Below are 12600 nucleotides of genomic sequence, written 5' to 3' on the forward strand. Positions count from 1 at the left end.
TGAGCATGAATTACCTTGAAGCCCCTACTGAATATGATGCCGATGGCCGTGCGGTGTTCTTGGCTGGTGGAATCACGGATGCAGAAAACTGGCAATCAGATCTTATTGAATCACTGCAAGGTGTTGATGCGACTGTCCTCAATCCGAGGCGTAAAGAATTTCCTATGAATGACGAATCTGCTGGATTGCAGCAGATCGAATGGGAGCATCGGCACCTAGCAAAAGCAGACTTGATTGCTTTTTGGTTCCCTCCGCAAACCTTGTGTCCGATAGCGTTGTTTGAGCTGGGAGCTTGCTGTGCATCAAGCGTCCCACTGGTTGTCGGGACTTCTCCGGAGTATGCGAGAAGATTCGATGTCGTCACGCAACTTCGATTACTACGACCAGAGGTGAATGTGCATGACAGCCTGGAAGAGCTGCAGCTTGCCATCATGGAGCACCCCTTGTTCGAGGAGTCTTTGCGATGAAAGCCTTGCTACTGATCGACATCCAAAATGATTTCCTGCCGGGTGGTGCGCTAGCAGTAGCCAATGGCAACGAAGTTGTGCCAATCGCAAATAGATTAATGGCCGATTACGACCTCGTCGTAGCGACGCAGGACTGGCATCCGGAAGGCCATGGCTCATTTGCAAGCCAGCACCCAGATCACGATGTTGGCGAGATTGTGACCCTAAATGGACTCGATCAAATCCTATGGCCCGATCACTGTGTCCAAGGAACTTCTGGAGCTGAATTTGCAAGAGAACTGAACACAGCAGGCATAGACCATGTCATTCAAAAAGGAACCGACAGAAACATCGATAGCTACAGCGGATTCTTCGATAACGCTCGTCGTAAGGCGACGGGTATGGAGACCTACCTACGTGAGCAGCAGGTTGATGAAGTCCATGTTGTGGGCCTCGCAACGGACTACTGCGTGAAGTTTACCGCACTGGATGCAGTCGACCTAGGATTCAAGACATCGATTCTGATGGATGGTGTACGAGGAGTAGATTTGAACGAAGGTGACTGTCAAAGAGCAATAGATGAAATGAAGGCGGCTGGAATAGCCGTCGCATGAAAGAGCAGAATGATGAATCGAAATAATCGAAAACAAATAGGCAGCCAGACTGTAGAGATCGTAGACCGAGGATGGTACGAGCTTGACAGTCATGGTCGTATTGATATTGCTGCACCGGTGAAAAACTGCCTGAGCGATACTCGGCTTTACACTCCACATGAATCGGACGACTTGCTGAATAATGAGTACTCCCGTGCATATGAAACCGTGATTGAAGTCGAGAATGAGACCACCCTGTCGGCTGCAACACGTCTCATCGTTGAGCAGAAACGTCCTAACACTTTGTGTTTGAACTTCGCCTCTGCAAAAAACCCAGGAGGTGGATTCTTGGGTGGGAGCCAGGCGCAAGAAGAGAGCCTTGCACGTTCGTCCGCACTCTACGCATCTTTGTTGACGCAAAATGTGTACTACGAGACCAATCGGGCTTGTCGTACCGCGTTATACACTGATCTCATGATCCTCAGCCCAGACGTTCCAGTATTTCGGGCTGATGAGGGCAGCTTATTGCCCGATCCCTATTTGTTGAGCATTTTGACTTCTCCAGCTGTGAATGCCGGAGCAGTGAAGAAGAATGAGCAGGACAAAGAACCGATGATCATTCCGACTATGACTCAACGTATCGCAAAGGTGCTCACGATAGCGGCTGAGCATGGCTACGAGCATCTCATTTTTGGGGCATGGGGATGTGGTGTATTTCGAAACGATCCAGGTGAGATCGCAAAGCTATTCGCGGAGGCGCTACTCGATGGTGGACAATTCTGCAATCGATTCGCCAGTGTGACCTTTGCCGTTTTGGACGGAACCGATGGTGAGCGAATTATCAGACCGTTCAGACAAGAGTTCGTGAAAGGAGCGTTGAATTGAATAACACAGCAGTTGATCAACCGTCGACTATTGTCACTGCGGGCATTGTCGGACAAGCCGTTGGTGATGCTCTCGGCGTTCCAGTTGAATTTCAATCCCGTGAAAGCCTCGATCGAAATCCAGTGATTGGAATGCGTTCAGGTGGTTCGCATGATCAGCCAGCCGCCACCTGGTCGGACGACTCATCGCTCGTATTCTGCCTTGCTGACAGTATTTGTGAGACAGGCGTTAACTATAAGGACCAGGCGGCTCGTTTTATTGGTTGGTTGCTCCGTGCTGAATGGACGCCGCACGGAGATATATTCGATGTTGGAAACGCGACACGTGAAGCCATCCTCCGACTTGATGCGGGCGTAGAACCAACTCAAGCTGGACCTACAGGCGAATTCAGTTGCGGTAATGGCTCACTAATGCGAATCCTCCCGATTGCCCTCTACCTCGCTTATGCCAATCGAAATGAGCGAATTGAAATAGCTATGAATTGCAGTCGGCTAACGCACGGTCACATCAGGTGCCAACTAGCTTGTGCACTGTTTGTAGAGATTGCAGCAGGCTTGGCGAGAGGAGGCAGTATCGCCACAAGTTTAGCAGTTGCGCAAGCAACACTTCAGCCGCTAGTTGACGCACAAGAGGAAGCAGAAGTACTGCACTTTTCTAGGTTGCTTTCCCCGGAGATCGGAGACCTCGACCGATCTGACATCTCTCGTAGCGGATACGTCATACATTGTTTGGAGTCCAGTTTATGGTGCAGCCTAAATGCTGGCAGTTATTCCGAAGGTGTCTTGGCCGCCGTAAATCTTGGTGAAGACACGGATACAACTGGCGCAGTAGCTGGTGCACTTCTTAGTCTCATTTACGGTGTTGATGGGATTCCAAACGATTGGAAGGAATCCCTAGCCCGCAAGAAGGATGTGTGTGAGCTGTCGCACCGCTTCGAAATTGCTTGTCGGAAACGATGGGAGTTAGACAAATGATCAATCTCAAAACAGTACGCCGAGGCGACCGCGTCGCCGTTTGGAATGCAAAAGGTGAAGTCCGCTTTGTCGACGGACCGAAACGCCTGTTGCTATTTCGCGAACGAATCGAATCCTTGCGACGCTACCGAGCCGAACCACATCAGTATCTCGTCGTTCAGTTCCTGGACGGTCGTACCGAGCACGTGCGAGGGCCAGCTGAACTTTGGTTAAGCCCCGTCGAGCACGATTCGATAGCCGTGCAAGAAGCAGAGGCGATTGACGCCAACCAGGCTGTGCTGGTTTACCAACGACAGGATGACGAAAGTGTAAGCCGTCGTGTGCTGTATGGGCCTGCCCAGTACATGCCGGAGTCCAATGAGTGGTTGCAGCGGTTAGATCCACTGCGCAGACACAACGCTGAGGCGCACCAGTATCTGGTAGTTCGGTTTCTCGATGGTCGTACCGAGCATCTGCGGGGCCCAGCCGATATTTGGTTTCATCCAGACGAGCATGAATCCATTGCCGTGGAAGATGCCACGCCAGTCGATGCGCATCAGGCACTGGTTATCTACCGTCGTGAGGCAGACGAACACATCAGCCGCCGAGTCCTTCATGGCCCTGCTCAGTACGTGCCAGAGGCAAATGAATGGCTTCACCAGTTTCGTTGGCATGGTGCTGACCCCAACGACCCTAAGCACAAAGTGCCCAGGGCGCTGCGGTTCACCAAACTGCGTGTGATCCCTGACCAAATGTACTTCGATGTGGAGGATGTACGGACAGCAGATGATGCATTGCTGGTCGTACAGCTCATGGTCTTCTTTGAGCTCGAAGACATTGAGAAAATGCTTGATCAGACACACGACCCGATTGCCGACTTCATCAATGCACTAGCTGCCGACGTCATTGATTTTGCCGCTAGTCGGTCATTTGAGGAATTTAAGGAAGCGACCAACAGCCTCAACGAACAGAACGAGTACACCAATCTAGTTAGTCGCGCTGAACGCATCGGGTACCGAGTTAATAAGGTCGTCTATCGAGGCTACGTTGCTTCCAGCAAATTGCAGTCGATGCACGACGATGCAATTGAGAAGCGAACAGCCTTAAAGCTCGAAGCCGAAACTGAGCGACAAGCACAGGAACTCGCTGATTTGAAGTTGGAGCGTGAGGCCGAGAGAGAAGAAACGCGACGTGGAATGCAACGTGAGCAAGCTGAGCATGAGCAACGATTGCTACAAGTCCAACATGATGGGGATAGCGGACGCTTGGATGCGGACCAAAAACAGGAGATTGCCCATAAGCGTGAAATGCAATTGGCGGATGTGGAGCACCTGCGTGGAGAAAACGAAGAACGCCTGAGGTTCCTACGTGAGATTCAGGGGCTACAAGTTGATCTTACCCGCTATTTAGTCGCTCAGTACCAGCACCCGGATCGGCTGATCCGAGTAGATGGCACCAACGGCAGTCAACTACACCTACACGACAATTGATGCGAGGTAGAGATGGATGAAAAAAGCGAACTAACGACCGTATACGAAGGTCGACATCTGTCGATGGTCCGGAGGGGGCATTGGGAATTCGCAACGCGTAATACCAAGAAGCCCGCTGTTGGAATTGTCGCCATCACAGACCAAATGAATGTTGTTTTGGTTGAACAGTTTCGTCCACCGGTTGGGCGTAAGGTGGTAGAACTCCCTGCCGGGCTGGCTGGTGACATTCCAGGCTCGGAGAATGAAGCCCTTGTCGAAGCAGCTAAACGGGAATTGCTGGAAGAGTCCGGATATACAGCAAGTGAATGGACGGACCTTGGAAGTGGTTACTCTTCCCCAGGGCTCACGGACGAGTCGATCGTGCTATTCCTGGCCAGGGGCTTAGAAAAGACTGGGCCAGGTGGCGGCGATGAGAGCGAAGACATTATTGTCCATGAAGTTCCATGGACGGGAGTGGTAGCGTGGCTGCAGCGGCGAGAAGCAAAGGCCGATCTAAAACTTCTTGCTGGATTATATGCCGCCTCGCATGCACTAGACAGCACGAAAGGAGCAAACTAAGTGCCACTACCTATAGAACTTTGGTTAATTCATCCTAAACGCGAAGCCACGCAAGCGTTTGCATGGCGTTTCGATGGTTTACCGTCTGTGCGCTGCGTCCAAACCAGTTATGAAAATTTGGAGCCGCACGACTGCTTCGTAACCGCAGCTAATTGCTACGGGATTATGAATGCCGGTATTGACGCTGCCGTAATCGGAGTCCATGGCGTTGAGCTATGCACTAGAATTCAGAACCGCATTCTTGATGAGTACCTTGGTGAACAGCCGGTCGGGACTGCGATCATCGAGCCAACGCGAAGTGCTCGCAACCCCTATGTGTGCCATGCTCCAACAATGAGGATCCCTGGGTCGATATGCGGCACGGACAACGTCTACCGCGCGACGTTCGCCGCCCTGACTTCGATATATCGATACAACGTCTCGCACGATCACCCAATCCATTCGGTTGCTCTACCTGCAATGGGGTGTGGCTTCGGCGGAATGGACTTCTCTGAGTCTGCGAGACAAATGGCAACTGCGTATACACACTACTTGAGTCCTCCCCATCACCTTGACTGGGACAATGTGGTGGGCCGTGAGAAAGCGATTTGCTACGACGGTGATACGAGAATTATTCAGACCTAATGATAACTATGAACGAACAGAAATTGAAAAAAATAAGTAAGAGCCTTAGCTATGTGCTACGGCACCGGCCCGACAGCGTAGGGCTAGAATTGGGCGACGGCGGCTGGGTAGCCGTGGAAGATCTATTGGCCGCTTTCCAGCGATCTGGCAAGACGCTGTCACGAGAGTTGCTCGATGTGGTAGTTGCTGAGAACGACAAACAACGATTCGAGTTTTCAGAGGACAACACCCAAATTCGAGCACGGCAAGGACATTCGGCTGAGGTTGATCTCGGCTATGAGCCGGCCACCCCACCAGATGTGCTGTACCATGGCACGGCTACAAAAAACTTAGAATCGATTCGTCAGAAGGGGCTGATCAAAGCCAATCGACATCATGTGCACATGTCTACGAACAAGGAGACAATGCTCGATGTTGCGAAGAGGCATGGGAAACCTATTTTATTGGCAGTCGATGCCAAGCAAATGCTCGCCGATGGGCATGAGTTCTTCGTCACTGGAAACAGTGTCTGGCTGACAGATCATGTACCGCCGGAGTACCTCTCGCAGGAGGACTGATCAGCGCGATTCATCACGATAGTGGTTACGGCTGTTTACGGCACCTACGAGCAGAGCGTCGACGGGTGAGAATTCCATCTCTCCGCGCAGCCACTACTGCATAGAGCGAATCAGGATCTGAAAAACTGTGTTTTTCGGCCAATACCTGTCTTCTCGCTTCAGACGCCGCTAATCGCCGCTCTTTGTAGTCGCTGAATATCTGCACTTCTCCGTCGGGCCAGCGATAGCAGTTTCTGTCGGCCATGTAATAGTAGACCATGCCGTAGCTAGCTGGGTCCATCTGAGCAATGGTCTGAGCTCTGAGTCTAAGGATCTCAGGAGGGGCAGAGTAGCAGACAAAACCGCCGCATCGGCACATATTTTCTTCAAGCCATAACCGCTTGTTCTCTTGATAATGTACCCAGTCCTGTTCAGTGTTCTCTATGGCCGAATTATATGGGCCGCTTTCCCGTTCTCGCTCTAGCGCCGCATCCAAGCCAAATGTGTGCCATCGCAGGGTGCATTGAGAAGGCCCCAGATACTTCAGTTGGCCGCGTAAGGTCGTGAGGCTTTTTGCGTCAATCTTTGTCAGGTTGCTGTTTGTGATGAGAATCGGATCAGACGGCTCAGCACCAAACGGAGTAGGCTTAATGTGTTCGCCATGAATAAGAATGGCCGTTCCTGAAATCCGCTGAAAGGATAGCCCCCACAAGAGTCGAGCAAGGAGTTTTGCTCCGTACTGGTCACTTACTATGTGCCAAGTGTCGTGGAAGTAATTCGTGCTGTAGGCGACTTCGCTATGTGGGCGTAGCGTGACCAATCGATAGGAAGTTCCGCGCAGCTTTAGCACTCGCAGATGAAGCTTCATGCGATCGCATGCGCTTCTGCGTTTGCCGTATCGTTGGGTTTTGCGGTTTGCTGACATGGGCGCTATGACACCCGAGACCGCGAGATGGTTCGGCCATTTCAGTTGCCAACTCGCAGCTTTACCAGCAATTCATTCAACTTAGCCTTCCCGGTTGCCTGTTCCGGAAGAGTTGATTTCTCCATCGCCACTTCTAGATCGGCAACTAGCCGCTCGTACTCTTGCTCGTGGAACTCTAGGTCAGCTGCATCGAGACGGCCTTTCTCTGGCCCAGCCAGTTTGCGTTCAACTAACTCACCGATGTAAGGCAACTTCGCAGTTTCGTTGAGGGTCAGCAAATTTGCTTCGACTTCACCGGTTTGCATCAGGTGGATACCCGTCAACAGCACGCGGTAGACGTACAGCAGCGGCTTCACCTTGGGCGGATCTTCCTTGCGGAATAGCTTCCACTGCGTTGCGGCAAAGCCCAAATAATGGTGAGCGTGGAATTTGGTGATGCAGTCCTTGGCAATTGCCTTCAGTTCCTCGTGCTCAGGTGTTGTCTGCACAACGAGCGGCGAGAGCAATTGCTCCAACACGTACCCGTTCTTCTTCAGCATCAGGCCAAAGAATTTCTTGGCATCGTGGGTAACCAAGTCCATCTCCAACCCATCGTGGATGCATTCCTTCTCAACGGTCTCTTCGCCAGGGTCGAGACCGACCACTTGCTCCAGCGGCAACAGGTGCACGCCTCGCAGATCGAAGTCGGAATCTGCGGACGGAAAGCCATACAGGTGGGCACCGCTAATCGTCGCGAAGACGAGTGGGTACGGATGGGCGTCCACGTGCTTTTGCAGTTTTGCGTAGTCAATGGTTTGTGCGTTCACTGAAATTCCTCCGTATCCTCTGCAGTTTGGCCATTGATGCTCGCAAGCCGTCTGACTTCCTCTAGATTCGTTCCAGCAGGCAACACGCCTAGCTTTCCACTTAGCGTGATGAAGCGAATACTACCTGCATGAGGTCGAGTCAGCTCTAAGAAGTTGACACCACTTGTCGACTTGAGTTCGTGAATCGAAAGGTCTCTTGGCTCTGCCCATTCAATATCTGAGTTTGTTATTTCTAAGACCAAGATAGGGTCAGACGTGTCTGGTATGACGGATACAGAGATTGTTTGATCGCCAGGAAACAATGTGTCTTCACCGACCAGGACTACATAGCTCGTGAGTGTAGTTCCGTCCTCCAAGCCACAGGGGCACGCAAATCTGCTCTCAGATACCGGCTGGAACAGCCGTTGATTTCTTGAACCATTCCATGGATCTGTCATGTCATATGCCTCGTAGATGCCATCCCCGTCAATTCCCAAGGAATCCAAGTGCGGAAGAATTAGAACCCGCCAACTATGAGCAGCATTGCCATCTGGCCCCTGGAGGAACGGAGGGGGCAATGAGCCGTAAACCGAGTCGTACTCCAGCAGTGCATGACGTAGCTTAAACAAACTCGCATGACACAGCGTTTCATGGACAGCATGTCGTGCGTTTGAGACTAGGAAGGCCAAGACTCCACAAATAATCACTACGATCCCACCTGCCGAAATCAACGTCGACTTGGAAAATCGCTCCTCCTCAGGAACGGGACTGTCTAAAGGTTCGGTTTTCTCATCGTTCACGGCAGCTCCTCCGCAATCGCCGCTCGACGTGCTCGCACCAAGAACTCGTTCGCTCGCTCGTAATCTGGTCGCTCCGGCAAATCAGTCTCTTCCAACGCTTTGTCGAACTCCTTGTGCAGCTCCTTCCGCCACGCCTCGATGTCGCCCCAAGGTATCTTTTCGTTCTTGATAGCAAACAGCCGCTCGCGGTGCTGGCCAACATCGACTGGCACAAACCCCTCGCGGAGCACGTGGATGCCTGACAGCAACAGTCGAATGAGGTGCATCACGTGTTTGGGTTTGATCTTGCCCTGGTTACGAAGGTCGGCCTGCATCCGCTTGAACTGCGACATCACGTAGCCATTGTACGTCTGGTAGACCAGCCGCGAGAGGAATGCATCCCGCATGTCGAGCAGCTCCTGGGCGAGCGGCGAAGCGAACTCGACCAGTGGCGTGTAGAGGCACTCCAGGATGTTCGGGTTCCCCTTCAAAGCCATAATGAGGAACTTTTGCAGCTCCCAGCACGCTTCCTCAGTCTCGTCGTTCTCCAATTGCTCGGGCACACCGTAGAGCGACCAATGCAGGTCTGCGGGTGGCAGATAAATGCCACGTCGGTCAGTGTCCGACTCCTCGGTATCGAGGCCAAACGCCCGCGAGCCGACGACGCACCGATAGATCACGCGGTCGAACAGTCCATGTGTAGAAAGCGTCTTGTTCGCGTCGTTGATAGCACCTTGCTTGTACTCGGCCAGCAACATGAGATTGTTATGGTGCAGTGCCGACTCGAACCCGTCGGGGAAACGGACGCGGTACGAATGCTGCCGATCACGTGGCGAACGGACCACCACCCCCACGGCACCCGCTGGGTGCACAGCCTCCCCGTTGGACCCTTGCACCTGCTTGAGCGCAACGACCTGCGTTCCCACCGAGTAGATGAGGTTCGGACTGTTGTGGACGCGTGATTTCATATTCGTTGATAGCTTGATTCTGCAGGAGATTATACTGCAAATTGAAAAACCGGAGGCCAAGATCACTCCCGGCCTCCGGCGTTCACTACTACAACAGGTTGACGACCCGATCGGCCAGGCCCTTTTCGCCTAGCACGACGTTGAGGTTACCAGTTGTGGCAACCCGCTCCAAAACTTCCAGTTCTCGGAGTCGCATGAGGGTCGGGTTGTCGGCCAGTAGCTTGGCAGTGTTTGCCTGGCTACGCATAGCCGCCGTCTCCTCACGTCGGAAAATCAGGTTCGCCTCAGCCGCCTTCTTGGCTTCGGTGACCTTGTTCATCAGGTCCTTCATGTCGCCCGGCAGGATGACATCTCGGACACCTACCGAAACAACTTCCAGACCCAATTCACCCGCACGCTGGCGGACCTGCTCCTCGAATTCGTTAGTAACGGCATCCTTATCCGTCAGGAACGAATCCAAATCACGAGTACCAACCACGGCACGCAAAGCCAACTGTGCCTCACGGTAAAGCGACTGCTTTGCGCCGTCGGTAACGGTTACGGCCTTACGCGCATCGATGATGCGGTAAGTGACCAGCGCGTTCATACGCAGGGTGACCTTGTCGGCGGTCATGATTTCCTGACCCGCCACATCCAAAGCCTGCTCACGCATGTCGACTTCGACAACCTTCGAATCAGCCACGTTCTTCCAAAACGCGTACTGACCTGGGGCCAATGTCTCTACGTAGTCGCCGTCCTGGAACGACACACCGACGTGGTTTCGCTCAACCGAGCAGATGTCTAGCATCTGTTCAGCATAAGGTGACCGGACAATCGTCTTCAGATCACCATGCTGCAAACGAACTTCGCGGGCGTCGATCACTTCAATACGTACGTCCTTAAAGCCCGTCCAGTAGGCGCATAGCCCTGGTGGCAACACGTGTGTGAAACGACCTTCAATCCAGACTAGTGCGCGCTCGTAGTCCTTCAGGTCAACGACCTCAGCAACATCCGTGAGTGCACCACTCTTGACGATCACATCGAGCTTGTCGTGCGTGATCAATGGTTCTCGCTGTGAGACCACGTCGACGCGGACCTTCCACAGCGGATCGAACAACCTGTACCGACCCTTGGTCAGCAATCGCTGGAATTCACCGTCGCGGAAGTACAAACCGACTCCATAGCTGCGAATCTTTACTCTCTTAAACAACATGAGGTTGCACCTCCTTTCTTGCCGAATTGCTACATTGTTGGAAGTGGGGTGTTCGGCTCGCCACGCACTTCTTAGTAAATCTATGTACAGGGAGTTGAAGACTATTGATTTATGTTCTTGGTTCGCAATAGCGTGAAATAAAAACACCCTCGGGCAGCGGAACGAATCACTTAGTCACACATCCGCACGCGGAGTGCAATTTGAGCGGTCATGTTCGCAGCATCTTTCAGTTGCTTTCACCAGTGAGGCCGTTACGAGCATTGCTCGTTAGGCGACACGTAGCTTCCGCAACCTTCGGACACAGCGTGCGTGAAAGCGGTATCCACACACTGCATAGCGCCGGTCTGTGCTGTCGCTACGCTATCGTCTTACCGAAGTAAGTACGACAACGCGCGGCTGACCAAACAACCGTTCGCTACCCTCGGGCTTCATGGTGACGCTTTCGCGCCGGTTCCCTTGCATAGGGGAGCAGGTTTACAGCCTGCGGCTTGGTACGGGAATCGAACCCGCGACTTCCAGAGTCATGGTCTGGTGCTCTACCCACTGAGCTAACCAATGGTGGTCTTGCCTCGCCTTCGTAATAATCCAATCACGGAACACATCACACCGACCACTAACGTAGGGTGCAATGCGCCGCTGGCCCAGCGACGACAAATCCTTGCTTAAAAGTTCTTGCTAAGAGACGCCGGTGGGAGTCGAACCCACTTCAACCGGGTTGCAGCCGGTGGCCTAGCCGTCTGGCTCCAGCGTCTTTCTTAAGTAGCCCATCCAGGAGTTGAACCTGGCCCTCGACCTTCGCAGGGTCGCGTGCAATCCACCACACTCACAGGCTATAAGTACCGTGTCAGGGAATCGAACCCCGTCCCGCAGTTTCGAAGACTGCGATGCTATCCAGCACACCCACACGGCATGTTTAGTATCTCGACCTGGAATCGAACCAAAACTTGGACTTTAGGAGAGTCCTGTGCGATCCGTTACACCATCGAGATATGGGGCCGACGACTGGATTCGCACCAGCATCAACCGCCGCTCTTTCAATGAACGGGGCAAAACCGGTGCCTAGCTATTCGGCCACGTCGGCAAAGCACGAGTGCAAGGATTCGAACCCTGTCCGTCAGTTTTGGAGGCTGACTGCTCTCCCAGGAGCACACTCGTATTGAGGGTATCCAATGGGAGTCGAACCCATACTTCCTGCTTCACAGGCAGGCGTGCGTACCACGTACACTACAGACACCATATATAAGTAGCTCGACCAGGATTCGAACCTGGAACCTCTCGTTAGAAGCGAGACATGATGTCCGTTTCACCATCGAGCCATTTCATAGAATCAACTTCCAGCGGAAGGCATGGGATTTGAACCCACATGACCTTTGTAAAGTCGCACGGTTTAGCAAACCGGCCCGGCGAGCCGTATAGGGCTACCTTCCATCTTTTTCAGTGGACCCACTGGGAATCGAACCCAGCCAGGTCCCTAGAGAATTGGCCAGCCTGCCGAGCTGGTGTCTTCCCTTTTGACCATGAGCCCTAAAGTGGAGCGTCGGGGAATCGAACCCCGATTGCCTGGGTGCAAGCCAAGCGTCTTCCCGTTGGACCAACGCCCCATTAGTTTTCCTAAATAGGTCCGTCCGGGAATTGAACCCGGTCCTCGTCCTTACCACAGACGTGTGCCGCCGAAACACTTACAGACCAATCATCAAGTGATCCCGGATGGAGTCGAACCATCGCTTTCCTGGTTGTCATCCAGGCGTCTTAGCCGTTGGACCACGGGATCATTAAGTGACTAGGGTGGGAGTCGAACCCACAAAATCATCAGACTCTCGACCTGATCGCTTTGCCAGTTTGCGTACCCAGTCATTTTTTTTGTTG

Annotated in this window: 13 protein-coding genes and 11 tRNA genes; 8 read left to right on the top strand and 16 right to left on the bottom strand. The window is 52.8% G+C overall.

Translation table 11 applies throughout. The features are described 5' to 3' along the window. Window positions 1–5 precede the first annotated feature (5 nt). From HG15A2_RS11970 to HG15A2_RS12005, 8 genes are read left to right on the top strand one after another with little or no spacing between them, the layout of a single operon-like run. Window positions 6–467: a nucleoside 2-deoxyribosyltransferase domain-containing protein gene (locus HG15A2_RS11970; protein ID WP_145060475.1), complete on the top strand. Its 462-nt coding sequence runs from the start codon at window positions 6–8 to the stop codon at window positions 465–467. Beyond that, the gene (gene pncA, locus HG15A2_RS11975; RefSeq protein WP_145060476.1) at window positions 464–1060 is read left to right on the top strand and encodes a bifunctional nicotinamidase/pyrazinamidase; all 597 of its coding nucleotides are present in this window, start codon (window positions 464–466) and stop codon (window positions 1058–1060) included. Before HG15A2_RS11970 ends, pncA begins: the two co-directional genes overlap by 4 nt. A 12-nt stretch (window positions 1061–1072) precedes the next feature. Beyond that, window positions 1073–1924, top strand: a complete 852-nt coding sequence (locus HG15A2_RS11980; RefSeq protein ID WP_145060477.1) for a TIGR02452 family protein — start codon at window positions 1073–1075, stop codon at window positions 1922–1924. Next, window positions 1921–2898 carry an ADP-ribosylglycohydrolase family protein gene (locus tag HG15A2_RS11985; protein ID WP_145060478.1) on the top strand — a complete coding sequence of 326 codons (978 nt, stop codon included), beginning with the start codon at window positions 1921–1923 and terminating at the stop codon, window positions 2896–2898. Before HG15A2_RS11980 ends, HG15A2_RS11985 begins: the two co-directional genes overlap by 4 nt. Next, on the top strand, window positions 2895–4367 hold the full coding sequence (locus HG15A2_RS11990) for a hypothetical protein (protein ID WP_145060479.1): 1473 nt from the start codon (window positions 2895–2897) through the stop codon (window positions 4365–4367). The genes HG15A2_RS11985 and HG15A2_RS11990 overlap by 4 nt, the downstream gene beginning before the upstream one ends. Window positions 4368–4379: 12 nt before the next feature. Beyond that, on the top strand, window positions 4380–4925 hold the full coding sequence (locus tag HG15A2_RS11995; protein ID WP_145060480.1) for an NUDIX hydrolase: 546 nt from the start codon (window positions 4380–4382) through the stop codon (window positions 4923–4925). Next, on the top strand, window positions 4926–5549 hold the full coding sequence (locus HG15A2_RS12000) for a macro domain-containing protein (RefSeq protein WP_145060481.1): 624 nt from the start codon (window positions 4926–4928) through the stop codon (window positions 5547–5549). Window positions 5550–5557: 8 nt separating this feature from the next. Next, entirely contained in the window at window positions 5558–6106 is a 549-nt protein-coding gene (locus tag HG15A2_RS12005; protein WP_145060482.1) for an RNA 2'-phosphotransferase, read from the top strand. 25 nt (window positions 6107–6131) lie between these two features. On the opposite strand, the gene HG15A2_RS12010 is transcribed toward HG15A2_RS12005, so the two are convergent. The 16 genes from HG15A2_RS12010 to HG15A2_RS24005 form a co-directional block, all read right to left on the bottom strand. Next, on the bottom strand, window positions 6132–6953 hold the full coding sequence (locus tag HG15A2_RS12010) for a hypothetical protein (RefSeq protein WP_145060483.1): 822 nt from the start codon (window positions 6951–6953) through the stop codon (window positions 6132–6134). Window positions 6954–7051: 98 nt separating this feature from the next. Continuing rightward, on the bottom strand, window positions 7052–7816 hold the full coding sequence (locus HG15A2_RS12015) for a nucleotidyltransferase domain-containing protein (protein WP_145060484.1): 765 nt from the start codon (window positions 7814–7816) through the stop codon (window positions 7052–7054). After that, window positions 7813–8595 (bottom strand): DUF1559 family PulG-like putative transporter, encoded by a 783-nt coding sequence (locus HG15A2_RS12020; protein ID WP_145060485.1) that lies wholly within the window; start codon window positions 8593–8595, stop codon window positions 7813–7815. The genes HG15A2_RS12015 and HG15A2_RS12020 overlap by 4 nt, the downstream gene beginning before the upstream one ends. Then, the gene (locus tag HG15A2_RS12025) at window positions 8592–9542 is read right to left on the bottom strand and encodes a nucleotidyltransferase domain-containing protein (protein ID WP_145060486.1); all 951 of its coding nucleotides are present in this window, start codon (window positions 9540–9542) and stop codon (window positions 8592–8594) included. Before HG15A2_RS12025 ends, HG15A2_RS12020 begins: the two co-directional genes overlap by 4 nt. Window positions 9543–9630: 88 nt before the next feature. Continuing rightward, the gene (locus HG15A2_RS12030; RefSeq protein WP_145060487.1) at window positions 9631–10734 is read right to left on the bottom strand and encodes a slipin family protein; all 1104 of its coding nucleotides are present in this window, start codon (window positions 10732–10734) and stop codon (window positions 9631–9633) included. Window positions 10735–11414: 680 nt separating this feature from the next. Then, a tRNA-Cys gene (locus HG15A2_RS23975) sits at window positions 11415–11485 on the bottom strand. 86 nt (window positions 11486–11571) lie between these two features. Then, window positions 11572–11643 (bottom strand) — tRNA-Arg (locus HG15A2_RS23980). An 81-nt stretch (window positions 11644–11724) separates the two neighbouring features. Next, window positions 11725–11815, bottom strand: a tRNA-Ser gene (locus HG15A2_RS23985). 4 nt (window positions 11816–11819) lie between these two features. Further along, window positions 11820–11889, bottom strand: a tRNA-Trp gene (locus HG15A2_RS23990). 6 nt (window positions 11890–11895) lie between these two features. Continuing rightward, window positions 11896–11968, bottom strand: a tRNA-His gene (locus tag HG15A2_RS12040). 10 nt (window positions 11969–11978) lie between these two features. Then, window positions 11979–12050: transfer RNA gene (locus HG15A2_RS12045), tRNA-Arg, on the bottom strand. A gap of 22 nt (window positions 12051–12072) precedes the next feature. Continuing rightward, window positions 12073–12161, bottom strand: a tRNA-Ser gene (locus HG15A2_RS23995). Between the two features lie 11 nt (window positions 12162–12172). Beyond that, a tRNA-Ala gene (locus HG15A2_RS24000) sits at window positions 12173–12259 on the bottom strand. 5 nt (window positions 12260–12264) lie between these two features. Next, a tRNA-Ala gene (locus tag HG15A2_RS12050) sits at window positions 12265–12335 on the bottom strand. A gap of 97 nt (window positions 12336–12432) precedes the next feature. Further along, window positions 12433–12505, bottom strand: a tRNA-Val gene (locus HG15A2_RS12055). 6 nt (window positions 12506–12511) lie between these two features. Further along, a tRNA-Leu gene (locus tag HG15A2_RS24005) sits at window positions 12512–12587 on the bottom strand. Between the last annotated feature and the right edge of the window lie 13 nt (window positions 12588–12600).

The organism is Adhaeretor mobilis (genome assembly GCF_007741515.1).
Lineage (GTDB): Bacteria > Planctomycetota > Planctomycetia > Pirellulales > Lacipirellulaceae > Adhaeretor > Adhaeretor mobilis.

Coding starts and splice junctions, on each gene's coding strand:
- HG15A2_RS11970 (WP_145060475.1), top strand. CDS start 6: ATGAATTACCTTGAAGCCCCTACTGAATATGATGCCGATGGCCGTGCG.
- pncA (WP_145060476.1), top strand. CDS start 464: ATGAAAGCCTTGCTACTGATCGACATCCAAAATGATTTCCTGCCGGGT.
- HG15A2_RS11980 (WP_145060477.1), top strand. CDS start 1,073: ATGAATCGAAATAATCGAAAACAAATAGGCAGCCAGACTGTAGAGATC.
- HG15A2_RS11990 (WP_145060479.1), top strand. CDS start 2,895: ATGATCAATCTCAAAACAGTACGCCGAGGCGACCGCGTCGCCGTTTGG.
- HG15A2_RS11995 (WP_145060480.1), top strand. CDS start 4,380: ATGGATGAAAAAAGCGAACTAACGACCGTATACGAAGGTCGACATCTG.
- HG15A2_RS12005 (WP_145060482.1), top strand. CDS start 5,558: ATGAACGAACAGAAATTGAAAAAAATAAGTAAGAGCCTTAGCTATGTG.
- HG15A2_RS12010 (WP_145060483.1), bottom strand. CDS start 6,953: ATGAAGCTTCATCTGCGAGTGCTAAAGCTGCGCGGAACTTCCTATCGA.
- HG15A2_RS12025 (WP_145060486.1), bottom strand. CDS start 9,542: ATGAAATCACGCGTCCACAACAGTCCGAACCTCATCTACTCGGTGGGA.
- HG15A2_RS12030 (WP_145060487.1), bottom strand. CDS start 10,734: ATGTTGTTTAAGAGAGTAAAGATTCGCAGCTATGGAGTCGGTTTGTAC.